This is a genomic window from Streptomyces sp. NPDC015242 (assembly GCF_043079125.1).
Lineage (GTDB): Bacteria > Actinomycetota > Actinomycetes > Streptomycetales > Streptomycetaceae > Streptomyces.
Window position 1 is genome coordinate 225653 of sequence record NZ_JBIBUF010000010.1, and the last position, 22668, is coordinate 248320.

The 22668-nt window shown below is 70.8% G+C and carries 20 protein-coding genes and 2 pseudogenes; 8 read left to right on the forward strand and 14 right to left on the reverse strand.

The window, feature by feature from the left end; all coding sequences use genetic code 11:
- Nucleotides 1–275: 275 nt before the first annotated feature.
- Nucleotides 276–1202, reverse strand: a complete 927-nt coding sequence (locus ACF07N_RS30935) for a LysR family transcriptional regulator (protein WP_392119244.1) — start codon at nucleotides 1200–1202, stop codon at nucleotides 276–278.
- 77 nt (nucleotides 1203–1279) lie between these two features.
- Complete coding sequence (locus ACF07N_RS30940) at nucleotides 1280–1996, reverse strand: TetR family transcriptional regulator (protein WP_392119527.1); 717 nt, start codon at nucleotides 1994–1996, stop codon at nucleotides 1280–1282.
- Between ACF07N_RS30940 and ACF07N_RS30945 the strand changes: the two genes are divergently transcribed.
- The gene (locus ACF07N_RS30945) at nucleotides 1902–2303 is read left to right on the forward strand and encodes an aldo/keto reductase (protein ID WP_392119247.1); all 402 of its coding nucleotides are present in this window, start codon (nucleotides 1902–1904) and stop codon (nucleotides 2301–2303) included. The two genes, ACF07N_RS30940 and ACF07N_RS30945, sit on opposite strands and share 95 nt — an antisense overlap.
- A 75-nt stretch (nucleotides 2304–2378) precedes the next feature.
- Here the strand turns inward: ACF07N_RS30945 and ACF07N_RS30950 are convergent, their stop codons facing one another.
- On the reverse strand, nucleotides 2379–2996 hold the full coding sequence (locus ACF07N_RS30950; RefSeq protein WP_392119250.1) for a hypothetical protein: 618 nt from the start codon (nucleotides 2994–2996) through the stop codon (nucleotides 2379–2381).
- A 162-nt stretch (nucleotides 2997–3158) separates the two neighbouring features.
- Here ACF07N_RS30950 and ACF07N_RS30955 point away from each other — a divergent pair.
- Nucleotides 3159–3438, forward strand: a pseudogene (locus tag ACF07N_RS30955) (transposase); the annotation flags it as partial.
- A 28-nt stretch (nucleotides 3439–3466) separates the two neighbouring features.
- Here ACF07N_RS30955 and ACF07N_RS30960 read toward each other — a convergent pair.
- The gene (locus tag ACF07N_RS30960) at nucleotides 3467–3766 is read right to left on the reverse strand and encodes a CbrC family protein (RefSeq protein ID WP_392119253.1); all 300 of its coding nucleotides are present in this window, start codon (nucleotides 3764–3766) and stop codon (nucleotides 3467–3469) included.
- Between the two features lie 325 nt (nucleotides 3767–4091).
- Nucleotides 4092–4943, reverse strand: coding sequence for an enoyl-CoA hydratase/isomerase family protein (locus ACF07N_RS30965; RefSeq protein WP_392119257.1), 852 nt, complete (start codon nucleotides 4941–4943; stop codon nucleotides 4092–4094).
- A 42-nt stretch (nucleotides 4944–4985) separates the two neighbouring features.
- On the opposite strand from ACF07N_RS30965, the gene ACF07N_RS30970 reads away from it, so the two are divergent.
- On the forward strand, nucleotides 4986–5390 hold the full coding sequence (locus tag ACF07N_RS30970; RefSeq protein WP_383326749.1) for a winged helix-turn-helix transcriptional regulator: 405 nt from the start codon (nucleotides 4986–4988) through the stop codon (nucleotides 5388–5390).
- A gap of 108 nt (nucleotides 5391–5498) precedes the next feature.
- Here ACF07N_RS30970 and ACF07N_RS30975 read toward each other — a convergent pair whose 3' ends face one another.
- The 3 genes from ACF07N_RS30975 to ACF07N_RS30985 all read right to left on the reverse strand — a co-directional run bounded on the left by ACF07N_RS30975 (nucleotide 5499) and on the right by ACF07N_RS30985 (nucleotide 7618).
- Complete coding sequence (locus ACF07N_RS30975) at nucleotides 5499–5882, reverse strand: hypothetical protein (RefSeq protein ID WP_392119260.1); 384 nt, start codon at nucleotides 5880–5882, stop codon at nucleotides 5499–5501.
- Nucleotides 5883–6069: 187 nt separating this feature from the next.
- Complete coding sequence (locus ACF07N_RS30980; RefSeq protein WP_392119263.1) at nucleotides 6070–6669, reverse strand: NAD(P)H-dependent oxidoreductase; 600 nt, start codon at nucleotides 6667–6669, stop codon at nucleotides 6070–6072.
- A 112-nt stretch (nucleotides 6670–6781) separates the two neighbouring features.
- On the reverse strand, nucleotides 6782–7618 hold the full coding sequence (locus ACF07N_RS30985; RefSeq protein ID WP_392119265.1) for an NAD(P)H-binding protein: 837 nt from the start codon (nucleotides 7616–7618) through the stop codon (nucleotides 6782–6784).
- A 90-nt stretch (nucleotides 7619–7708) separates the two neighbouring features.
- Here ACF07N_RS30985 and ACF07N_RS30990 point away from each other — a divergent pair, with 90 nt between their 5' ends.
- On the forward strand, nucleotides 7709–8689 hold the full coding sequence (locus ACF07N_RS30990; RefSeq protein ID WP_392119268.1) for an AraC family transcriptional regulator: 981 nt from the start codon (nucleotides 7709–7711) through the stop codon (nucleotides 8687–8689).
- Nucleotides 8690–9275: 586 nt separating this feature from the next.
- Here the strand turns inward: ACF07N_RS30990 and ACF07N_RS30995 are convergent.
- Both ACF07N_RS30995 and ACF07N_RS31000 read right to left on the reverse strand, forming a co-directional pair.
- Entirely contained in the window at nucleotides 9276–10808 is a 1533-nt protein-coding gene (locus tag ACF07N_RS30995) for an FAD-dependent monooxygenase (RefSeq protein WP_392119271.1), read from the reverse strand.
- Between the two features lie 87 nt (nucleotides 10809–10895).
- A complete protein-coding gene (locus tag ACF07N_RS31000) occupies nucleotides 10896–12185 on the reverse strand; it encodes an SGNH/GDSL hydrolase family protein (protein WP_392119274.1) in 1290 nt (429 codons plus the stop codon).
- 258 nt (nucleotides 12186–12443) lie between these two features.
- Between ACF07N_RS31000 and ACF07N_RS31005 the strand changes: the two genes are divergently transcribed.
- The 3 genes from ACF07N_RS31005 to ACF07N_RS31015 all read left to right on the forward strand — a co-directional run bounded on the left by ACF07N_RS31005 (nucleotide 12444) and on the right by ACF07N_RS31015 (nucleotide 18732).
- Nucleotides 12444–15860, forward strand: coding sequence for a BTAD domain-containing putative transcriptional regulator (locus ACF07N_RS31005; protein ID WP_392119277.1), 3417 nt, complete (start codon nucleotides 12444–12446; stop codon nucleotides 15858–15860).
- Nucleotides 15861–16182: 322 nt separating this feature from the next.
- Nucleotides 16183–17553, forward strand: coding sequence for a cytochrome P450 (locus ACF07N_RS31010; RefSeq protein ID WP_392119280.1), 1371 nt, complete (start codon nucleotides 16183–16185; stop codon nucleotides 17551–17553).
- Between the two features lie 78 nt (nucleotides 17554–17631).
- Nucleotides 17632–18732 (forward strand): terpene synthase family protein, encoded by a 1101-nt coding sequence (locus ACF07N_RS31015; protein ID WP_392119283.1) that lies wholly within the window; start codon nucleotides 17632–17634, stop codon nucleotides 18730–18732.
- An 86-nt stretch (nucleotides 18733–18818) separates the two neighbouring features.
- Here ACF07N_RS31015 and ACF07N_RS31020 read toward each other — a convergent pair.
- The 3 genes and pseudogenes from ACF07N_RS31020 to ACF07N_RS31030 all read right to left on the reverse strand — a co-directional run.
- A pseudogene (locus tag ACF07N_RS31020) lies at nucleotides 18819–19235 on the reverse strand (hypothetical protein); the annotation flags it as partial.
- Between the two features lie 573 nt (nucleotides 19236–19808).
- Nucleotides 19809–20186, reverse strand: coding sequence for a peptidase inhibitor family I36 protein (locus ACF07N_RS31025; RefSeq protein WP_392119286.1), 378 nt, complete (start codon nucleotides 20184–20186; stop codon nucleotides 19809–19811).
- Nucleotides 20183–20833, reverse strand: a complete 651-nt coding sequence (locus tag ACF07N_RS31030; protein ID WP_392119289.1) for a hypothetical protein — start codon at nucleotides 20831–20833, stop codon at nucleotides 20183–20185. Before ACF07N_RS31030 ends, ACF07N_RS31025 begins: the two co-directional genes overlap by 4 nt.
- 87 nt (nucleotides 20834–20920) lie before the next feature.
- Here ACF07N_RS31030 and ACF07N_RS31035 point away from each other — a divergent pair, with 87 nt between their 5' ends.
- Nucleotides 20921–21403: a hypothetical protein gene (locus ACF07N_RS31035; RefSeq protein WP_392119292.1), complete on the forward strand. Its 483-nt coding sequence runs from the start codon at nucleotides 20921–20923 to the stop codon at nucleotides 21401–21403.
- 65 nt (nucleotides 21404–21468) lie between these two features.
- On the opposite strand, the gene ACF07N_RS31040 is transcribed toward ACF07N_RS31035, so the two are convergent.
- Complete coding sequence (locus ACF07N_RS31040; RefSeq protein WP_392119295.1) at nucleotides 21469–22236, reverse strand: DUF6585 family protein; 768 nt, start codon at nucleotides 22234–22236, stop codon at nucleotides 21469–21471.
- Nucleotides 22237–22668 lie beyond the last annotated feature (432 nt).

Here is a 22668-nt window from a genome sequence, read left to right on the forward strand (position 1 = left end):
GCATGCATCTCGCGGTGCGGGCGGCGGCGACCAGGTGCCGCAGATCGGCGAGGGAACTCCTTGGCGCGGACGTCACGTGGGGGACGGCCGCGACGATGGCAAGGCTGACGGCGACGACGATGCCAGGCCTTCCGCAGAGACAGCCCCGAGGCATCCAGAGGTCTGAGGTCACCCGGTACAGGACTCGACAGGAACAGGTCAGAGGCGACGTAGGCAGGGGCGTCGGTGCCTCAAGCTCACCGTCGGCCCGCGGACCCGGTACGGACCGGAGCCCTTCACTCGCTCCTGGTCACGGCGCCTGCGTCGAGCTGCGTCTGTACGCCGCGGGGGACCCGCACGCCGCGACGACGCAGCCCCGCGATGAACCGCGCGACGAGTGGATCGGGTTCGGCGGACGTCACCGCCATCAACTGTCTGGTCCACCGCGGTGAGAACGCCCGGACCACGCCCGGAAAGCCCGCACTGACCGCGCTCACCGGACAGACCGCGACACCCAGTCCGGCCGCGGCGAGTTGGGGTGCCGTCGCGGTGACGGACGTCCGCATGACCGCCTCCGGGTGGACCCCGGCCCGGGCGAAGGCCTGATCGAGCCATGCGCCGAGGCGATTGTGCGCCGTGTAGTGCACGAGGGGCGCGCCGTCGAGGTCCTGGATCCGCACGGAGGCCTGCTGGGCCAGTGGGTGGCCGGTGGGCGCGGCCAGCACGACCTCCTCCTCGGCGACGGCAGTGAGGTGGAAACGGTCGGATGGGGGGTCAGGCAGCACCGCGACGTCGACGTCGTCCGACTCGACCAGCCTCAATGCCTCCTCCATGACGGCGAGTTCATGCAGAGTGATGGTCACTTCCGGGTGACGCCGGCGCCAGTCGCGGAGCACTGGGGCGAGCAAGGCGACGGTAAGGCTCTGGGCGCAGCCGATCCGCAGCAACCCGCCCCCGGCTTCTCCCACCGCCCGCGCCGACCGGACAGCGGCGGTGGCCGCCTCGACCGCCCGCCGGGCGTCAGCGACCGCGACCCGCCCCGCGGCGGTGAGCCTGACCCCGCGTGCCTCGCGACGCAGCAGAGCCGTACGGGTCTCGCGCTCCAGGGTGGCGATCTGGTGGGACACGGCGGGTTGCGAGGAGTGCAGCAGCAGCGCGGCCTGAGTGATCGATCCGGTGTCCGCGACAGCGATCAGGCATTCCAGTGCGCGCAGGGAGGGCATTCGAAGATTTTATGTCACATGCTTGAGGTATCGAACTCCGACGGGGATATGCGACAGCTATGCGCGCGCGGCGGTGGTCAAGCCCGTGTACACGGAGTGTGCGTCTCTGGGTGGGCGTCCATGACCGCACGCCCACTGCCCGCGGAGCAGGTGGCCCGGCTCAGCCTGCCAGTTGCTGGAGCCATTCGCGGAGCAGCGCCGTCTCGGTGTCTCGCAAGGGCACCCCGGAGTCCGCGGCTGCGGGCTTGGTGGCGAGCGCGGTTTCCAGCGCGGCGTGGAGGGCGAGTGCGCGCGAGGCCAGGTCCGACGCGGATGAGGCGGGCGGGTCCGTAGTGATCGAGGCGAGGACGGTGTCCCGCAGCCGTGCCGAAACGGTCAGGTCCCGCTCCGAGGGTTCTTCGCCGATCAGTGCCAGCGTGGCACCGGTCGTCGCGGCGTGGATGACGCGAGTCGCCTGCGCCACCGGAACCCGAAGGCGCCCGGCGTCGGCCGCCCGGCCCAGCAGTGTCACCAGCAGGGCGTGGGCCTCGTCCGCTGCCGGGGGGCGCCGCCCGGGCTGCACTCCGAAGGCGACGTGCAGGTCCCCAGCCGCGGTAGAGGTCGGCCACCGGGTCATCGGGGGTCAGCGCCAAGGCCTCCCGTTTCTCGGCCAGGTACATCTCGAACCCGTAGGCGGCCAGCTCGGTCAGGAGTCCGTCCTTGTCGTCGAACATCCGGTACAGCGCTGGGGCCGTGATGCCTGCGGCGGCGGCGACAGCGCGCGTGGAGCCCGCCTCACTGCCGCCCTCTTCCAGGAGCTACGTCGACCCGCGCTGGCAGCCCGGCAACTTCGGGAAGAACGTCGAAGCAGTCGACCGGCTCGCCGGCCTCGCGGTGGCCAAGGGTGCCACTGTCTCCCAGCTCGCCCTGGCCTGGCTCCTGACACGGGGCGAGCACATCGTGCCCATCCCCGGCACCCGCAGCCAGGAGCGCGTCGAGGAAAACAGCACCGCCGCCGAACTCACCCTCACCGACGCCGGCCTCAAGGCCATCGACGAGATCCTGCCCCAGGGCGGCTGCGGCGCCCGCTACGCCGGGGGGAACGTGCCCACCTGGATCTGAGATCCACCCCGGACCGGACGCCACCGGTCAGCCCGGTGAGATGAGCGCACGGCACTCGGGGCAAGGTGGATAGTCTCATCTGCTACCGCATACCCGACTCCGGGAGGAGCTGGTGTTGGCGGCCCCGTAGTGGAGGGCGCCCTCTACGGGAAGGAGGTATCCGATGCTTCGCTCGTTCGGCATCTGGCCTGCCAGGGTTGCAGCGTTCGAGCAGCCAGAGACCTCGAACCCGACGACCCCCAAGCTGAAGGTCGCTCTGGTGAACGTCTCCCTGCCGATGGTCGCCAGCCAGTCGTCCATCACGGCGGATCGGAAGAAGGGCTGGCCGTTCCAGTAGGCCAGGCCGGCCCTGTCCAACGCACCGGCGGGGACGTAGAAGTCCAGCCAGTCACTGCTTTCGTCACCGCCCCGGACAGCCACACAACCGCAGACGACCGTTTCGCCTGTCGGCAGGCGGACCTGACCAAGGAGGTGTCCGAACTCGGCCAGTGATCCAACCGTGCAGGGCACGGGATCCTGTTCCTCAGGTTCACGGTCCCTCAGCCCGAAGCACCCGTGCACGTCGGCGGCGGACCACAGGGCACTCAGGACGGCCTGGATCTCGGCATCGTCACACGACCCGACCTCTATGGCCAGCTCGTAGTAGCCACCGGACCAGTTGGTCCGGTCCCGGAAGGCGGCAGGACTCGTCATGACGTGATCATGCGGCACAGCCCTCCCTCGCGACCACCCACAATCCGGCGCGCCGCTGGGCCAATGGAGATGGCTGCTCACAGGTCTTCTCATTTGGCGAGTTCGACAGCTTGCGGCGGTGGGGATCCTTGAGCGACTGGTGCCGGATGAGGGAGTTGTTGCCTGATCCTCGACGAGCTCGGTGCCCGCGGCGAGCTGGACTGGTCCCGACGCGCGATCGACTCCGTGAACATGAGAGCCCTGAGAAGGGGGACCTGACAGGCCCGAATGCTGTGGATCGGGGCAAGTACAGCTCGAAGATCCACTTGGTCACGGAGCGGACCGGTCTGCCCTGTCCGTCGGCATCTCCGCCGCGAACACACACGACAGCCAGGAACTCATCCCGCTGGTACACGGAATACCGCCGATCCGGTCCCGGCGCAGCCAGCGTCGACGCAAGCCCGCAAGCTGCACGGCCTAGCAGACGACTTCTAGGATGCGTCGGCGTAGGCGAGGTGAGTGCCGCAGACGATGCAGCGGAAGAGCATGGCGGTGGCACCGTCGCCGAGGTGGGCCAGGAAGTGCTCAAGCTGGTTTTCGTCGTGCCAACCGTCGAGGCGCATGTCGGTCCGCAGCTGGTCGAGGGCTTCGGGATGCGCCGCCAACTCGGTGTATCCGGCTTCGCCCACGAAGGCGGCCGCGTTCTGGCAATGGACGAGCCAGTGAGGATCCTGCCAGGCGTGGAAGCCAGGAGTGCGGCGAGTGACCTTGTGCAAGACGTCCTCGCTCACACCCTCGCGCCCGTAAGAGTCAGTGAATTCACCCGCGAAGCGTTCAGGTGCGGCGTAGAACGTGGCCGTGTAGATCCATCCCTTGTTGCCCTTGCAGCAGGCACGCGTGTCTCGGCGCCCGCGCGGATGGACCCGCTTGCAGGGGACTCCTCCTGGCCCAGCCAAAACTCACGTTCTTACGCAGTACCTGAAACGATGCCTCGCAGGGCCGCGCGGTCGTCCATCAGCTTCACAGAGTGGGAGGCGGCCCGTACGGTCGTTCGGCCCGAAGCGCCGAACGGACCGTACGGACAACTCTGCACTCCACCCGCGCAGCGGCGACTCGTTACGAATGCCGGACGAGGTTCGCGCGCAGCACCTTTTCGAGGTTCAGCTCCACCTCGCGCGTGTGAACCCCGGCCGCGAGCGCTGCCCGGGCGAGCTCTCCAGACGCGGGAGTGAACGTTTCGCCGAGCAGGCGGTTTTCCGCGCGCAGTGCGTCCTCGAGCGTGCCGCCGGCCGCGTCGATTGCTTCGATGGCCGCGGCGCGGACACCGTCGGGCAGAGACGCGATGGCCAGTGCGACCCACTCAACATATTCATCCAGATCCGCGGCGGGCAGAGCTCGGTTCACCCAACCCCACCGCTCGGCAGTCGCCGCGTCGACGAGCCCGCCTGTCAGCACGATCTCGAGAGCGCGAGCGCGACCCACCAGGCGGGGCAGGTGGGCAGTTGCACCGGCTCCAGGGACTATGCCGATCAGTGCCTCGAACTGGCCGAACGCCGCAGTCTCGAGGGCCGCGAATCGCAGATCCAGGCTGGAGACCAGCTCGGCTCCACCGCCACGGGCGAGTCCCGCGACCTTGGCGATGGTGGTCTGAGGCAGACGCCGCCAACGTTCATGAAGCCGCATCATCGGGCCCGTCCCGACCAGCGTCTCCTCCGCGACCGGGAGGGCGGCGTAGGTCGCGGGGTCCTCCACGAATGACAGGTCGCCGTGCGCCAGGAAGAACTCCGGATTGGCGCTCTGGACCACGATCACGTGCAGATCGGGATCCTTCTCGGCCGATGCGGCGACGGCGTCCAGGTCGAGCATTAGCTGCGCCGTCATCAGGTTGACGGGCGGAACATCAATCGAGACCCATAGCACTCCGTCCTGGCGCTTGAGATCGAGGCTGGGCAGGGACTGTTCGGTCATGAGATTCCTTTGGGTCGCCGGTATCTCTGGTATACCTGGTACATGGCAGGTACTTCAAAGAAACCTGGTATCCCCGAAGATCGGGCCGGTCACGAGACCATCGTTGGCCCGCAGCGCGAGCTCCTGGATCAACTGCTGGACAAGTGGGGTCATCTGCTGCTGGCCGCGTTGTGCCGGCAGCCGCGACGCTTCAACGAGCTCAAGAGAGAGCTCGATGGGGTCACTCAGAAATCGCTGACGCAGGCACTGCGACGGTTGGAACGCAACGGCCTCGTCGAGCGCCGGGTACTGCCGCAACGCCCCGTTGCTGTGGAGTACCGGATCACACCGCTGGGCCGCACGCTTGAGGAGCCCTTCTCGATCCTGCGCTCCTGGACCGCCGACCACCTCCCCGAAGTCGAACGACACAGGGAGGCATTCGACCAAGGCGCGGGCAGCCTTCACTGATTTTTTCGTGATGAATCCGGTGTGAGGGTGAGCATCATCTGCTTGCGACGACTCCAAACCTCATTCCGAAATGATCAGTCAGGGAGGGGGCAGGCGCCGGCGGAACAGCTATTCGCGGGCGGGGGTGCTGTGGTGCGGCGAGGCCTTGGTGACCATGACCGTCAACGGCATGCCGCGCATGTCCACGGCCAAGGGTCGCGCATCGATCACGTTGCGGCGCGGACCCTTTCCGGGCGGCCGCCCGTGGGCTGCTCGCAGGCCGGGACAGCCAGCAGCGGTTCGAGGATGGCCCATTCTGAGTCCCAGGTGTCGCTGGGGCAGCGCCGCTCGCGCACGGCCGGCGGCCGGGTCTCGTTCGTGCTGGTGACCGGTGAGTTCCGCCTGGAAGATCGCCCCGTCGTAGAAGATCCAGACTTCGCTCTCCACCGACAACTGAAAGCCGTCCCGTCTGCTGTAGGCCACCGGCGGCAGTCCTTCCTTGAGCGCGACCATGTGCATGAACCTCTGGCCCGCCGGGACCTGCGGAGGCGTGCACATGGTCGCCCGGCACGACTGGGGAAGTGTCAGCCCCGCCCGGCCGTGCACTCCATCCATTTCCGCCAGCTGCCAACGATGCGGGCCGGGGCGGCGAGACGGTCATCCTGCCCGCAACAGGGGCCGGCTCGCGTTCCGACCTCCCTCATCCCGCCAGACGGGCATGGATGGCTTCGCTGATGCTCCGCACCGCACGGTCGACACCGCGCACCGTCGCTTCGGAGGAGGGCTGTTCGGATTCGTAGATGAACGCCGTGCGACCGCGCCGGCTGCCGCAGTAGTCGACGATGCCGTGCTCGATCTGCGTCCGCAGCGCGCTCTCGTATCCGTGGCGCTCGTACGCACCGGAGTCGTCACCGGCGATGGGCAGAAGATGGGTGGTGAGGTGCTGCAGTTTCGGCCGCAGGCCCGAAGCGGGGGAGTGCTCGAAGGCCCAGCCGTTGACGAAGACACGGTCGATCCACCCCTTCAGCAGTGCGGGCATCGACCACCAGTACACGGGGAAGACCAGCACGAGATCGGTGGCACGCTCAAGACGACGGTGCTCGGCCATGACGTCGGACGGGTAGTTGCCGCCCTCGTGGTACGCCCGACGATCCGCAGGAGTGAACCGAGGGTCGAACCGCTCCTCGGACAGGTCGGCGATCTCGACCGAGCCGGGTCGAAGCGCTGCCTCGAGTCTTCCCAGCACGTAGTGCGTCAGGGATTCGAGGTCCGGGTTGGCGGCGACCAGAAGAGTATGCATGAGGGCTCCAGTCAGGTGAAGAACGGACGTCGGCACGTCGCGTCGATGTGCGGGAGGGCGCGCGGTGCCCGGCCTTCCGGAGTGCGGTACGCCCGGCGGAAGGCCGCGGAAATCAGCACCGCCAGGCCTCCGCGGCCGCGGCCCGCAGGACGAAGTCCTCGAAGGTCCGCGGCGCGCGTCCGAGCACGGTGGCGACGTCGTCCGTGGTCCAGGCGGTGGCCCCGCGCTCAAGCAGCACGAACATCTCGGTGAGGTGCTGGGCCTCGTCCTCGCTCCAGCCGTCCTTGATCAGCATCGCGGTGTACTCGGCCGGGGAAACGCGCCGGTAGACGATGGGCAGCCCGGACGCCCGGGAGATCAGCTCGACGGCCTCCGCCCAGGTCAGCCCGCGCGGCCCGGTCAGTTCATAGACCCGACCGGCGTGCCGGCCGGGTTCGGACAGTACCGCGGCCGCCACGTCGGCGACGTCCTCGACGTCGATGAACGGCTCGGGGACCGCACCGGCCGGAAGTGCCAGCTCGCCTGCGGCCAGCGGGACGCGGAAAGGGTGCCCGTCGAAGTTCTGGGCGAAGTTCGAGGCACGCAGGAGGGTCCATTCCAGCGCCGAGCCGCGCACGGCGTCCTCGGCCGAGCGCATGTCCAGCCCGAAGGGGGAGTCGCCCCAATCGTCGGCGCCGTGACCGGAGAGCAGGACCAGGCGCCGCACACCGGAGGCCTCGGCCCGCGCCACGAAGTCGTGCACCGGTCCGGGTACGGGTGGGGGCACCACGTAGGCGGCGGTGACGTCCCGCAGGACCTGATCCCAGCCGGCGGGGTGGAACCAGTCGAACGGGGTCTGTCCGGAACGGGAGGCGGCGCGCACGGGTGTGCCGCGCAGTCGCAACCGGGCGGCCACCCGCCGGCCGGTGTTGCCGGTCGCGCCGAGGACAAGAGTGACGTCGTTGCTCATGACAGCGATTCAACGGCACCCACCCGGACGGTTCCATGGGTGATGAGCCAGATCACCTGGGTGATCGTCTGAATCGTTTAGCCTGGGCGGGTGGATGCTTTCGGTGACCTGCTGCGCGGATTGCGGGCCCAGGGTTCGTTGTTCGGCAGCTCGACCCTGACCCCGCCCTGGTCCCTGCACTTCGTGGACGGCGCACCGCTGACCTTGTGCACCGTCCTCTCCGGAGGCGGATGGATCGTGCCGGAGCGCCGTCCGCCCGAGCGTCTCGCCGTCGGCGAGACGGTGATCGTGCGGGGCCCCGCGCCGTTCCTCTTCGTCGACGAGGTGGGCACCCGGGCCGAACCCGTCGCGTGCGGCGCGTTCTGCTCCACGCCCGAGCAGGGCGGGACCCGGTACCGGCTCGGCTGGCACGACGCCGGTACCGGCGGGGAGGACACGACGACCCTGGTCGTCGGCGCCTATCCGGTGCACGGCGAGATCAGCCGCAGGCTGCTGGACGCGCTGCCCGTCGTACTGCGCGTGGGATCCGGTGGCGGGCCCGATCCCGTGTGGGACCACCTCGCCGCCGAGGTCGCCGCCGACACGCCGGGCCAGCAGGTCGTCCTCGACCGGCTGCTGGACTGGATGCTGGTGTGCGCGCTGCGCGAGTACTTCGACCGGCCCGGCGGCACTCCGCCGGGCTGGTACTCCGCCGGGCGCGACCCCGTGGTGGGTGGCGCGCTGCGCCTGCTGCACGGGGAACCGGCGGCGCCGTGGACGGTCGCCTCGCTGGCCGCCCGGACCGGGGTGTCGCGCGCCACGCTGGCGAAGCGGTTCACCGACCTGGTCGGCGAGCCGCCGCTGACCTATCTCACGCGCTGGCGCATGACGCTCGCGGCGGACCTGCTGACCGAGCGCGAGACGGTGACGGTCGCGGAGGTCGCCCGCGCCGTGGGCTACTCCGACGCGTTCGCGTTCAGCGCGGCGTTCAAACGGGTCCGGGGCATCAGCCCCAGCGCGTACCGGCGCACCGCGACGGCCCCACCCCAGCCGCGCGCCGCCGGGCGGACCGAGGCCGCCGTCAGGGCCTGACGGACCGGTGCCCTTGCGCGTCGACTGCGGGGAAGTGCTCCGGGCATGTCGGTTACCTGCCCGAGGCGCGGCAGCGTCCGTCGGCCGGCGTGCGCGGCGCGCTGGGTCCGGTAGCCGTCCTGCTTCAGCACTACGCCGGTGATCCAGCGGTCGGTTCACGAGAGAGCCGGGGAGCCAGGAACCGCGGCACCGATGCGACTGTTGTCGGTGGTCGCGCAGTGGCTGGACATCCGCTCCTCCCGGGCGCTGACTCAGCAGGTCCTGCGGTAGGGCACGTCGGATGGATATGTCTGCCACTCCGACCGCGACAGCGAGGTAGTCCCCGTCGACACCGCGCGGCCAACCGAACCCGGCCGGGACGTCGACCGGGCGGTTGCCGTCCAGGCGCAGGCGCAGGTCGTCGAGCACCGACTGGTCCACGACGGGCGAAGTGGCCTGTTCCGTGCCGGTCATGCTCGGTCGTCGTCCTCTCCTCGGCTTCCCACGTGCCCTCGTTGCCGCGTCCCGGCGGCCCGGAACGCCCTGTGGGAGGCGGGCTTCGAAGGGCGTATGGCCGTACCGAGATGATCGGTGTCCCAGGTGGTGACTAGGCGGTGGCGCCGCCGAACCAGCGGGCGGCGGCCCGGGTGAACGCGTCGCGGTCGGGATGGGGTCCATCGGCCCAGGCGACGACGCCGTCGGGGCGGACGAGGAGGGCGCCGCAGCCCAGTTCGTTCCTTGCCCGTCCGGCGACATACCGGATCCGGTCCCGGCTGCGGGCAGGGGCACCGGCGAGCCGTCGGCCGGCGGTGAAGTCGACGGCGACGCCCTTCCCCTGGTGCATGAGGTCGCCGAGGCGTGTTCCGTCCGTGAAGTGGAAGTCGGGCGCGTTGCGGCCCACCAAGGGGTGCGTGCTGCCGAGGTCGTAGCGGGTGGAGGTGCCTGACGTCCGGTGGTGGACGTACGTCGTTCCGTCGCGGGTGCCCAGCACGTCGCGGACCAGGGCCCGGAGGGCCTGGGCATGCGGCCCCGGCTTCATGACCGCGCTCTGGGCACGTGTCCAGTCCAGGATCCCGGCGCCGACCGGGTGGCGCTCCCGGGTGTAGGTGTCGAGCAGGTCGTCGGGGGCGTGGCCGTGGACGGTCGCGGCGAGCTTCCAGCCCAGGTTGACGGCGTCGCCGATGCCGGTGTTGAGTCCCTGCGCGCCCAGCGGCGAGTGGATGTGCGCGGCGTCTCCCGCGAGCAGGACGCGGCCCTGCCGGTAGGAGGTGGTCTGCATCGCCCGGTCGGTGAAGGTCGACACGAGCTGGACGTCGTCGAGGGTGACGCCGGTACCGGACACGCGGCGCAAAACCTCCTGCAGGTGCTGGACGGTCGGCTGCCGGGTGCGGTCGAAGGCGCCGCCGTCGCTGTCGAGCATGCCGATGTGTCCGGGGGTGGGCATCTGCAGGTACATCCCGGTCGGCGTGAGGGTGAAGCCGGGCCGCAGCACCTCGGGATCGGCCACGGTGGCGAGCATGGTGTAGCCGGTGAACTGCGGTCCGGTACCGGTGAACTCGAAACCCGCGAGGCGGCGTACGGTACTGCGTCCTCCGTCGCAGCCGACGAGCCAGCGCCCCCGGTACTCGTGGTCCCCGGCCCGCACGGTGACGCTGCCGGGGCCCTGGCGCAGGGCGGAGACCCGGGCCCCGCGGCGGATCCGGACGCCGACCGCGGCGGCCTGCTCGGCCAGTACGGTCTCCACCGCTTCGAGGCTGGTCATCACGCCTTCCGGCACCGGGCTGGGCAGCCGGTAGGGCAGGGCGTCGGCGTCGATGTCCGCCGGGTCGAGCATCATGCCGGCGAAGTGCGCGACGCTGCGAGGCGCCGGTGCCACCCGCGGGTCCGGATCCGGGTGGCCGTCATGGCCGGCGTGGGAAGTGTCGGCGCCGGAAGCGTTCAGCAGTCGCTGCAGCAGTCCGCGGCGGTGGAACACCTCGAGCGAGGCGGCGGACAGGCCGCGCATACCGAGCGGCATGGCTTTGATTGGGGTGGTCCCCGCGTCCTGTTCCAGGACCAGGACATCGCAGCCGGCGAGGCCGAGTTCGCAGGCCACCAGCAGCCCGACGGGGCCCGCGCCCGCTATCACCACGTCATGCATCACACGTTCTCCTGGACATCTCGACATCTCGACATCTCGGCATTTCGCTTTCTCGCTTTCTCGTCATCCAGTTCAGTGGTGGGGGGCTCACCGGAACAGCGCCAGGTCGATGGAGTCGCCCAGCGCGCGGCAGCCCGCGTCGCTGCCGTGCAGGTGGTCACCGGCGTGGAATCCGTCCCTGATCCGGCCCGGGTGGGCGGGGTCACGCCAGACGGCGTCGAAATCCATGACCGCGTCGAAGGCGCCGCTGGTGCGGATCCACTCGTTGACCCGCCGGCGTACACGCTCGCCCTCCGGCGTGAAGATCTCGTCGCCCTCGTACGGTGTGAGGGTGGGGGCGTAGACGCGCACTCCGCGGGCCCGGGCCCGGGCGATGAGCTGGCGGTAGCCCGCGATCAAGTCGTCGGCGGTCACCGGTTCGCCGGGGAACATGGCGAGGAACTCCGGCGCGGGGCCGCTGCCGTCCCGGGGCGGGTACGAGACGCCGATGTCGCCGAGGCCGATGGCCAGGACGACGTACCGCAGCCCCGGCGTGGCCAGTACGTCGCGGTCGAAGCGGGCCAGGGCCGAATCGCCCAGGCCCTCGTTCAGCATCCGGTTGCCGCTGATGCCCTGGTTGGAGACGCAGACGGTGGGGCCGTCGAGCTCCGCGAGGCGCTCGGCCAGGCGGTCGGTCCAGCGCCGGTTGGTGTCCGGGGTCGTGCCCGAGCACTCGGTGTTCGAGTCGCCGATGACCGCGATGGTCGTGGCTGCGGTGCCGGCGCGCACGTCGATCGCCGAGACGAGGGCCTGCAGGGGGAGGGACGCGGCGCCGGCGGGCGGGGTGAGCGCGTCGACGCCGTTGCCCGGCATGGTCCAGGCGGTCTGCACGCCCATGGCATGGCAGGTGGGGCTCTCGACCGCCTTGGGCAGGTAGAGGCTGATGGACAGCTCGGAGAGCGCGGGCGGGGACAGTTCGATCGGGTCGCTGAGCATCGGCGCCCCGGTCGGGACGGTCACGGCCGACCTGCCGCCGAAGGTGATCTCACGCCCGCTGCCGGGACGGATCCCGCCTTCGGGTGCCGCGAGGGCGATCCGGGCCGCGCCGATGGTCAGGGGCTCGGTGCCGTACTCGTTGGTGACGCGCAGGCGTAGCTGCTGCCCGCCGCCGCTGATGCGTACCACCTGGCGCAGGGTGGTGTCGGCGAACGAGGGCAGGGGGCCGAACTCCTTGATCGGTGCGTGGGGAGAGGCACCCCAGGTCCGGGCCCAGCCGCCGTCGGCCGTGTCCGGGGTGCCGGTACCCGGGGTGCCGGTGGTCGGGGTGTTCGTGGTCGTGCTGCCGGTGGTCGGGGTGTTCGTGGTCGTGGTACCGGTGGCACCGGTGGTCCCGGTCATCGGGAACCTCCTCTGTCCGAGCGCGTGAGTCGTGGAGTCGCCCGCGGCGACCGTTCTCTCCGCCGCGGCACTCGAAGACTGGCGCGGTCCGCTCACAGAGGGCGCACATAGCGCTGACACCGGCCGGTGGGAATCAGCTTCCAGGACTGTGCGCGCTGTGAGCGCGGCGTGCGCGATGTCCTCCGGTACCCGAGGCGCACGCCCGAGGAGGCGCGCTCGGATTTTGCCGTCGCAGGGCGCTCGCGCGAGGATCGGGTCATGGATGGGGATGCGCGGCTTCGCATCACGTTGCTCGGCGCGTTCGAGGCGTCGCGTGGCGGTACGGTCGTGCCCGTTTCCGGCTCCCGGCTGCAGCAGCTCATGGTGCGGCTGGCGCTCGCCGGCGGCCGCCCGGTCGGGCAGCAGACTCTCATCGACGCGATCTGGCCCGAGGACGCTCCGGCCGGTCCCGCGCACGCCCTTCAAGCGCTCGCTTCGCGGCTGCGCAGGGCGTTGGGCGGACCGGGTGCGGTCGTGCAGGCCGGCGGCGGCTACCGGCTGGACGTGGACGCACGAGACGTGGACGTGCTGCGTTTCGAGTACCTGACTGCGGCCGGGCGGGAGCGTCTGCGCGCACGTGACCCGCAGGGCGCGGCGGCCCGGCTGGGTGAGGCCCTGGCTCTGTGGGGCGGGCATCCCGGCGCCGAACCCCTCGCTGTCGCCGCGGTGGAGCCAGCGGCGGCGACCCGCCTGGCCCAGGCGTCCCTCGAGACCGTCGTCGACCTGGCCGAGGCCGAGCTGGCCCTGGGGCGCGCCGGTCAGGCCGCCACTCGCCTGAGCGGACTGCTGTCCGGGGAGCCGTTGCACGAGCGGGCCGTCGCGCTGCTCATGGACGCCTTGGCGGCCGAGGGGCGTCAGGCCGAGGCTCTGACCCGGTACGCGCAGTTCCGCGCGCGGCTGGCGGACGCCTTGGGCGCCGATCCCGGAGCGGCGCTGCGCGAACGGCACCTGCGCCTGCTGCGGACCCAGCGGTCCGAACCATCCGTCCAGAAATCCGAACCGCCCGTCCAGCAGCCCGAACTACCGGTCCAGAGGTCCGAACCGCCCGTCCAGCAGCCCGAACTACCGGTCCAGAGGTCCGAACCGCCCGTCCAGCAGCCCGAATCCCCCGTCCGGCAGCCCGAACCGCCTGCCCAGCAGTTCCAGCCGCCTGCCCTCGTGGACGCCGCGGAGGCCGCCCGGAGCCCGGGCAATCTGCCCGCGCCACTGACGGGCTTCATCGGCCGTGAGGACGACCTCGCCCGTATCGGCACGCTGCTCGCCTCCGGGCGCCTGGTCACCGTGCTCGGCCCCGGCGGTGCCGGCAAGACCCGCCTCGCCCTCGAGGCCGCCCGTCTCCAGCGCCCCGCGTACCGCGACGGGTCCTGGCTGGTCGACCTCGCCTCGGTGACCGAACCCGGCAAGGTCGGTGGGGCCGTGCTGGCCGCGCTCGGTCTGCGCGGCCCCGCGTTCTTCGGCGACTCGGCGCGGCGCGACGAGCCCGCCGACGATGTCGACGTCCTGGCCGACCGGCTCGACGGCCGCGAGAGCCTGCTCGTCGTCGACAACTGCGAGCATGTGATCGACGCCGCGGCGCACCTGGTCGCGGCGCTGCTGCCGCGATGCGCCGGACTACGGGTGCTGGCCACCAGCCGCGAGCCCCTGGCCATCGATGGGGAGACGCTGGTCCCGCTCGGTCCCCTGCCCCTGCCCGGCCCGGACGCGGGCGTCGAGCAGGTCCGCGACGCACCGTCGGTACGCCTGTTCACCGAGCGGGCGGCCGCCGTGCGCCCCGGATTCGCGGTCGACGATCACACGCTGCCCGATGTGCTGCGCATCGTGCGCGGCCTGGACGGTCTGCCGCTCGCCCTCGAACTGGCGGCCGCCCGTCTGCGCACGCTCTCCCTCACCGATCTGGCCGCCGGGCTGTCGGACCGGTTCGGGCTCCTCACCACGGGCAATCGCACTGCTTCTGCCCGCCACCGCACGCTGCGCGGGGTCATCGCGTGGAGCTGGGACCTCCTGGACGAGGACGCGCGTACGGTGGCGGAGCGCGTCGCGGTGCTCCCCGGCGGCGTCAGGCCCGCGTCGGCCGCCGCGGTCTGCACCGGGACGACAGTGCCCGTCCGCAGCATCCCCGGACTTCTCGCCGACCTGGTCGACCGCTCTCTGCTGCAACTCGAACCCGACACCGGCCGGTACCGCATGCTGGAGACGATCCGGGAGTACGGTCTGGATCGCCTGGCCGCGAACGACACCCTCGTCGGCGTGCGGGACCTGGCCGCCCACTACATGGCCGACCTGGTGGCCCACTACGATCCACTGACCCGCGGCCCTCACCAGCTCGGCGCCCTGCACACGCTGCGCGCCGAGCACGACAACGTGATCGCCGCCCTGCGCCACCTCTGCGACACGGGAGACGCCGACGCCGCGACCGCACTCACGCTCGACCTGACCTGGTACTGGCAGATCCGCGGCCGGCACGATGACGCCGCCCACTGGCTCGGGCAGACCGTCGCACTGCCGACCGAGCACCCGGGCGCCAGGCACGACATCGCCCGGGCGATGCTCCAGCTCAACTCCCGCACCAGTCACAGCGCGCTGTTCAACGACCTCTTCCACAAGGACGAGCAGGACCTGTCCGCCCTCACCGACCGTCTGCTGCGCCACCACGAACTCCCCGGCTTCGCCGGCACCTTGACCACCGTCAGACTCGCCCTCCTGCACCCGTCCGCGAGGAGCGAGGCGTTCGTCCAGGGCCTCGTCGACGGGCCGGACCTCTGGCTGGCCGGCTACGCCCGCGTCTCACGCGCTCGCGCCGCCGAGAACCGGGGCGACCTCGACCAGGCACGCGACGACGTCTCGGCAGCCCTGCGCTGCTTCACCCGGGCCGGCGACCACTGGGCCGTGGCCACGGCCCTGCCCCTGCGTTCACTCCTGCGCCAGTACGACGGCGAACTCGACGCCGCGCTGGACGACCTGCGGGACGCCGAACGGCTGGCCGGTGAGTTCGGAGTGCTCAGCCTCAGCGACGAGGTCTTCATCGCCCTGCGCCGGTTCGACCTCCTGCTCCGCCTCGGCCGGACCGCGCAGGCGACCGAGATCATCACCGCGACCCGGGAACGCGCCCTGCGCTCGGCCTCACCCGAACTGGCGGTCCTGCTCGACGCACGCGAGTCCCGCCTGCACGTGCAGACGGGCGATCTGGAGCGCGCCGGGCGGCTCATCGACGCGGCCGAAGCGGGCCTGCGCGCGCGGGGTCAGCACGCCGGCGAACACGGCCAGGCGCTGATCGCGACCGTGCGGGGCGAACTCTGGCTCAGGCACGCCGACGCGCCGGCGGCCGCGCACGTCCTGCACGACGCATACGCCGCCGCGCTCCACAGCCAGGACCTCCCGATCGTGGCGACCGTGGCAGTGACCGTGGCCGGTCTCGCGGCCCTCCACGGACAGCATCACGACGCGGCCGTCATCCTCGGCGCGGCCGCACGCCTGCGCGGCGCCCACGACCCCACCGACCCCCACCTCCGGACCCTGCGCTCACGCACCGAAGCGGCGCTCGGCGAGGCGGACTTCAGCACGGCGTACAGCTCCGGCTGGGACCTGGACGTGCCCGCGGCACTGACCCGCGTCGATCCGGCGCTGGTACGCCGGTGACCGGCCCCTCACGACGCGCTGCCGGCTGCCGTCGTCCGCCGGAGTGATCGAGCACCGATGCAACGGGACGGCCTTGCCACGGAACGGACACCGATTCATCAGGCCGCCTGCCCTCGGCTGCTCACCTCGCCGTTCAGGACAGCCCCGCCGGCTCGTCGCCGACGCTGCGAGGGCTCAGCGTCGGAGCCGTGTGCGGAAGCGTGTGCTTCTTCGTTTTTGGCGTCATGGCGTCTGTGCGTGGTCCGGCAGGGGCCTTTACGGTGGAGGGTGAGGGCGTGCGGTTGGTGAGCGGGCGACCGCTGACCGCTCGTCAGGAGGGCTCATGGTCTCACCGACCTGCAACGCCCCGGTGGCGCCGGGGCCACTTCCGGTGATCGGCCACGCTTGGCCGTTGATGCGGCGTCCGCTGCGGTTCGCACGACAGCTGTCCGAACAGGGCGAGTTGGTAGAGGTGCGTCTGGGTGGGGTCCGGGCACTCGTGCCCTGCCAGCCGGAGCTGTTGTGGCGGGTGCTGACCGACGACCGGGTCTTCGACAAGGGCGGTCCGTTCTTCGATCGGGTGCGCGCCACCATCGGCAACGGGGTGGGAAGCTGCGCGTTCGCCGAACACCGCCGCCAGCGTCGGTTGATCCAGCCGTCATTCCACCCCGCGCGACTGGCCGGGTACGCGGTGGTGATGGAGGAGGAAGCCGCCGCGCTGGTGGAAGGCTGGCGCGAGGGCCGGGTCGTCGACGCCTATCAGGAACTGTTCGGCGCTGCCCTGCGCACGGTGTTGCGCACGTTGTTCGCCGCCCGGGACGCAGATGCAGTGGTGGACCGCTTCCGCGGCCCGGTGGAAACGGTGCTCCATCAGCTCACCTTCCGCATGTTCGTTCCACCCTCATTGCAGCGCCTGCCGCTGCCGGTCAATCGCCGCTTCGACCGTGCCGTGGGTGAACTGCGCCGAGGCATCGCTGACCTCGTCGCCGAGCTGCGACGTGGCGGCACCGACCGCGGCGACCTGGTGTCGGCCCTGATCGCCGCGCGGGACGACGAAAACGGAGCGAAGGGCGGGCTGGAGGACGACGAGATCCACGACCAGGTGCTGACGCTCGTGGTCGCTGGGGCAGACAGCGTGGCCGCGGCCGTCTCGTGGGCCCTGTACCTGCTGCACGACCATCCGCACGTACGTGAGCAGCTGGAGGACGAGGCGGACAGCGCGCTCGCCGACCGCCGAGCCGGTGTCGGTGACGTCGGTGACATGCCCGATCTGCCCTGCACGGTGCGGGTCATCACCGAGGCGCTGCGCTTGTATCCACCTGGCTGGCTGTTCACGCGAGTGACCACCGACGACACCGAGCTGGCCGGACGCCGCCTGCCCGCCGGCACCACCGTGGCCTTCTGCGCGCCGGCAGTGCACCGCAACCCGTCGGTGCACCGGAATCCGGACGTCTTCGATCCTGACCGGTGGCTTCCGGAACGCGCCCGCGGCTTGCCACGGGGGGCTTTCGCGGCCTTCGGTGGCGGCGCCCGCAAGTGCGCCGGGGAAGCCTACGGCCTGACCGAGAGCACCATGCTGTTGTCCACGATCATCGCCAGGCGCCGGCTGCGTCTCGTCCCGGGAAGTGACGTCCGCCCGGTGGCACTGTCCACGGCCTTGCGTCCCCGCCGACTTCTGATGGAGGTCACCACCCGACGGGGCCGCGCGACGTGATCCGCCCAGCGCCGAAGGGATCTCCGGCCGGCCCGCCGAGGTGTCGCCGATGCGCCGGGCGCGTCAGGAGGTGAACCTGTGCCGGACCACGAGACCGTGTCGGTGGACATTCCAGCCCGCTACTGTCCGCTGCCCACCCTCCGCCATCCCGAGGAAGACGTCATGGCGAGGCGCACCGCGGAATGGATCGACAGCTTCGGCCTCCCACTGACCGAGCAGCAGCGCGTTCGTCTGCGAGGCAACGACTGCCCCGGCTTCTACGGGCGGATCATGCCCCGGGCACCGGCTGACCGTCTGCAACTCGCGGTCGACTGGTGCACGTTGATGTTCCACTTCGACGATGTGCACTGCGACGAAGGCCCGTCCGGCGGGCGCGCGTCCCGATTCGCGCACCTCGCCACGAGGATCGTGCGAACACTGGAAGCGCCGCAGGCGCAGCCGGACGGCCCTATGGACGACCTCGTGCCGGCAGCGGTGGGTGACCTGGCGCGCCGAGCACACCGGTGGGCCACCCCCACGCAGATCCGACGCTGCGCCGATGCCCATCGAGCCTGGTTCCTCGCCGTGCTGTGGGAACTGGGCCACCGCGCCGCGCGGAGCACCCCGACCCTGGATGACTACGCCCACATGCGGCAGCACACGGCGGCGGGTGCCGCCACTCTGTGCTGGGCGGAGATCATCGAGGGCGTGGAGATCCCCGAGCCGGAGTTGTCCTCACCTCCGGTGCGAGCCCTGACCGAACTGGCCTTCACCACGGCGGCGTTCGACGACGACCTCTTCTCCTACGGCAAGGAACGGTGGCTCGAACAAGCCGGGGGCAGCACCCCGTCAGGGCTCAACCTGGTGGACGTGCTCAGCCGGGAGCACCACTGCGGCCGAGCGGAGGCGATGGAGCGGGCAGTGGAACTGTGCAATCGGCTCACTCACCGTTTCATCACCTTGCGTCACCAGATTCTGCGCGGGGCGAGTCCCCCACTGCACACCTATGTCGCTCACCTCGCCCACCTTCTGCCCGGCAACCTCGACTGGGGCCTGACCGCCGACCGCTACAGCAACCCCGACGGCCTCCACCCCGGTGCCGTCACCACCACCGCCACCCGCACCTGCTCCCCGCCGGCCGATGTCTCACCTCCGTCGATACCATCCGTCGCCTGGTGGTGGGAACCGTCTCTCGCATGACGTTCGTGCACACGCGCACGGGACGAGAGCCCGTCCCCCGGCGGGCTTCCGCGGCGGCCCGGGAGCCCGGTGTGCCCAAGAGGTGATCAGCGCGTCCAGGCGCTGTACGACATGACCGCGCCTTCATCGACGCCGTACTCGGGCTGGGGAGCCGTGAGGGTGCTTTCGAGGCCGAGGACGGCGCCGGTGGCCGGGTCCATGATCAGCATGTGGCGGACGCCGGGCGTGTCGGTCACGTAGGCCTGGCCGCGCCGGCCCAGCCGGTCGGTGACGCGGCCGGCCGGCCGCAGTCCCTCGGCGTCGGCGAGGAGTCGGGCGAGTGCCGCGCTCTCCCGGGCGCCGAGGGTCCAGTGGTCGAGCAGCGTTGCCACGGCGTCCAGCAGCTGAGGTGTGGTCAGCGGCGCGGCCGTGAACTGAGCCTCCGCCAGGTAGGCGCGCAGCCGGTCCGCGCGGCGCGGCGGGGGTGACTGGGGTGGGGCGTCGCTCCAGCTCGGCGGGTAGGTGCCCCGTTGCTGCCAGAGCCGGGGCCGAAGCTGGGACCAACGAGCAGACAAGCCGACGGTCACTTGATCAACAACTTCTGTTGGGACCTCTTTGGCCTGGTCGTGGGGCCAGGGGGTAGGTACTCATCGTTTCCACTGGTTCCTCTCTCACGTGCGTCATCCTCGGCAATGCCGTCGCCGCCCTGATAGTTATGATCATTTATGGCAGGGTGAGCCGGAACCGCGGAGGCCGAGGCTGATCGGGTTCACTCGGCCACGCGGCGCGGGCTGTAGGCATAGGTGTCGGCCTTGTTGCCGTCCGCGGCAGTGCGACATAGGCACCGTGGTGGAGACCGGTGCCACGGGCCTGTACTACCTCCAGGCCCGTTACTAGACGCCGGCTTCGGCCGCTTCACACAGCCAGGAGCCGGGTCCAGCCGCGCATCGGCTGGACCCGGCAGCGGCGGCCAGTCCCTGCGGTCGTAGGGCTCGACCCGCCATAGCTCCGTCGCGGGTTCCCCATGGGCGCCGGCGAGCAGCGGGATGACGTCGCGGAAGGCCCACCACGACTTTGGCCACCCAGCGTGTCGGGTGTCAGCAGCTCATGGCCCAAGTGTGTGAGTCGCCACTGTCGTTGGCTGCGCCGTTGTAGGCGACTTCCTGGCCGGGGGCGAGGCAGATGGTCATGTGCCCGCCCTGGTGGGCCGAGCTGTAGACCTGCACGTAGGCGGGGATGCCCGGGCCTGCGATGCCGTGGTTGGCCCAAGAGGAGTCGGCGTCGGCGATGTGGCTCTCCCACCAGCCGTCGTCGCCGTGCCAGTTCGCCCGCTGGCCCTCGAAGTTGGCATGCTCCCAGGCGCAGAAGTTGCCGCTGGGGCAGTCGGCCGCGCCGGCCGGCGTCGCTGCGGCGAGACTGCCGGTGAGGGCGAGGAGGGCCGCGGCGGCGGAGGTGAGAAGCCTGCTGACGGTCATGAGGGTGGGTTGCCTTTCTGATAGGGGGTGGGGCGGTCGGCCAAGAGGCGGGCCGCGTGCCGCACTGCGCGATCGCGCAGGCGGTTGTAGGTGGTGATGGCGTCGCGGTGCGCGGCGCGGACTTGTGCGAGCCGGGCCGGTTCCAGCCGGTCCCGCAGCCGCTCGAGGCCGCTTGACCGGATGCACGCGGTGTCGTGGTCCTTGCAGGCCTCCCGGCGGGCGAGAGCGGCGCGGTAGGCGGGGTCCTCGCGGAGCCGGGCCTGGGCCTCGGGGCGCAGGTTGTTGACGATGACCTGGGCGTGGAACCAGCGTTTCTGGTCGCCGTAGAGGTGGCGGTGGGCTTCGGCCAGGCAGCCGTCGGTGTGGGCGCGGACGGTGTGACCGGTGGTGAGCGTGATCGACAGCTCAGCAGGCCCGGTCCCGAACAGCACATCCTGCCGTGCGGGCGGACCGGCGGCGCCCCGGGCGTGAAGGCACCGGTTCACGAGGACCTGCTGAGCGGTCGCGATCAGGGCGTCGCGTCCCCGTTCCGAGGCAGGCAGCGCCGGTCGCGGCCGCGCCGTGCAGGCTGCGGTGAGCAGCAACGCCAGCGCGACGGCCACGACGGCCCGGCCCGCGGCCTGCACCGAGAGGGCGTTGATCGTCACAGCGTTTCAAACGATCACGTGGTGCCGGAGGGCACGGTGGGCAATCGATGCGACTACTGACGTCGCGCAGTCCCCACGCTGGCGGGCATGCCGTCGACCGCCTTGGCTCTGGCCGGATGCTCGGCGGTGGATACCGTCCTCACCGTGGCCGGGGTCACCGAGCAGCTCGGCGTGCACCGCGACACCGCCCAGGCCGCACTGACCGCGCCGCGCGCGCAGCGGAGGGTCGACGTGATGGAGCAGCAAGGAGTGGACGCCGCGCAGGCCGCCGCCGCGCTCGGCTACCCGGCCGGACTGACCCGCAGCGCAGGCACCCGCGCCCAAGCCATCATGGGCGGCCGCCGGGCGCGCCCCTGCCTCGCAGCGGTCGCCCGCAGTGCCGTGTCCCGTCCCACGGGGTGCTGTTGCGGCGTTCCTCGCGCCGCACTCCGGTGGGCGCGCCCGGGGCACAGGTTCACCGGTCTGGCGCTTAGTGCTGCCGGATCACTTGATGGACGGTTGGACAGCGAGACCGTCAACGCCTGCTGGACCTGGCAGGGCCCCTCCGCCTGCGGAGCCGAGGGCGGCTGACTCCAGGTCCGCCCTCGGTGAGTGGCGCCGCGGCCCCGCGCCGACCTCGACTCGCTGCCGAAGCGCTAGATCCGCCGGTGACCGGGGTCGCCCGCCGCCGGTCCGCCCTCCAGTACCGGGCGCTGGCGCAGTCGAACGGCGTTGAGAATGTGCTCACCCAGAGGGTCGGCTTCCAGGTGGGGATGGGCGTCGATCCGCAGGCGGTGCCCGTCACGGGTGACCACGTGGTAGGCGACCACCTTGCCGCCGAAGAGATTGGCTCTGTGGGCCTGTCGTGAGAGCACCAGGTGGTCGACGTCGTCCCAGGTCACGGCGCGGGGGCGGCCGTAGGAGGTGTACACGAGCCCACCCGCGTACAGATGGGTGCGAACGAATCCCTTGGGCATCCTCCACAACAGGACCGGAAGCGCGATGATCACCAGGACGAGTGCCGCGAGCAGACAAAGCACCACGGTCATCACCAGTTTGCGGAGGCCTGGGATGTCGGTCCCGGTCTTGCTGAGGACCCAGTTCACGCCCCATAGGGCTCCCACGATCACAGCGCCGACGGTCACCGTGCCGGCCACGATCTCCAGCGGGCTGGTGTTCTTGCGGGTGAAGAGGTGATCGCCCAGCGAACGCTCGACCGCCAGGCGGGTGACGCGTGCCGATGGGGTGTATCCCTTCATCTGCACGGCATTGGGGAACCGCTTGATGACGGCGACGCCCAGGACCGAAGCGGCCAGGCCCGCGAGGAGGACGGTGACGGCGGACGAGGCCGGGGTGTCGCCGAAGATCAGCACTGCCAGCCCGTACAGCATCGTCGCCAGGCCGCCGAAGGTCACCAGCAACATCAGGCAACCCAAGTTCAACAGAGGCCCAGGCTCGGAGTGTTGCTGTGGTTCATCTGTCATGGCATCCCCCAGGAACTCGTAGTTGGCGTGCCGAATCTAGCCGCTTCGAGAAGGGCTCCCCGCTCCAGCCCCGCTTTCCGGTAGTGCGCCTTGTCCTTGCTCGTGCCGATCCGGGACAGCCTGCGGACGCCGTGGCCGGATCGTCTCCCACGCCTCATGCAGGCTTTGCTCCCACCACCGGCCCCAAGGCATGTGAAAGGGCTCATCGGAGCGCAGGCATCCGCAGGAGGGGGCGGTGTTCATGGGCAGAGGCGCGGTGATCGGGCAGCGAACGCCGATCACTTCCCCCCGAAACAAATACCGTCGACGGCGCCGTCCGAGAGCAGCGGCACCCTCTGTCCGCCTGTGGCCGGCACCGAGCACCGGGATGAC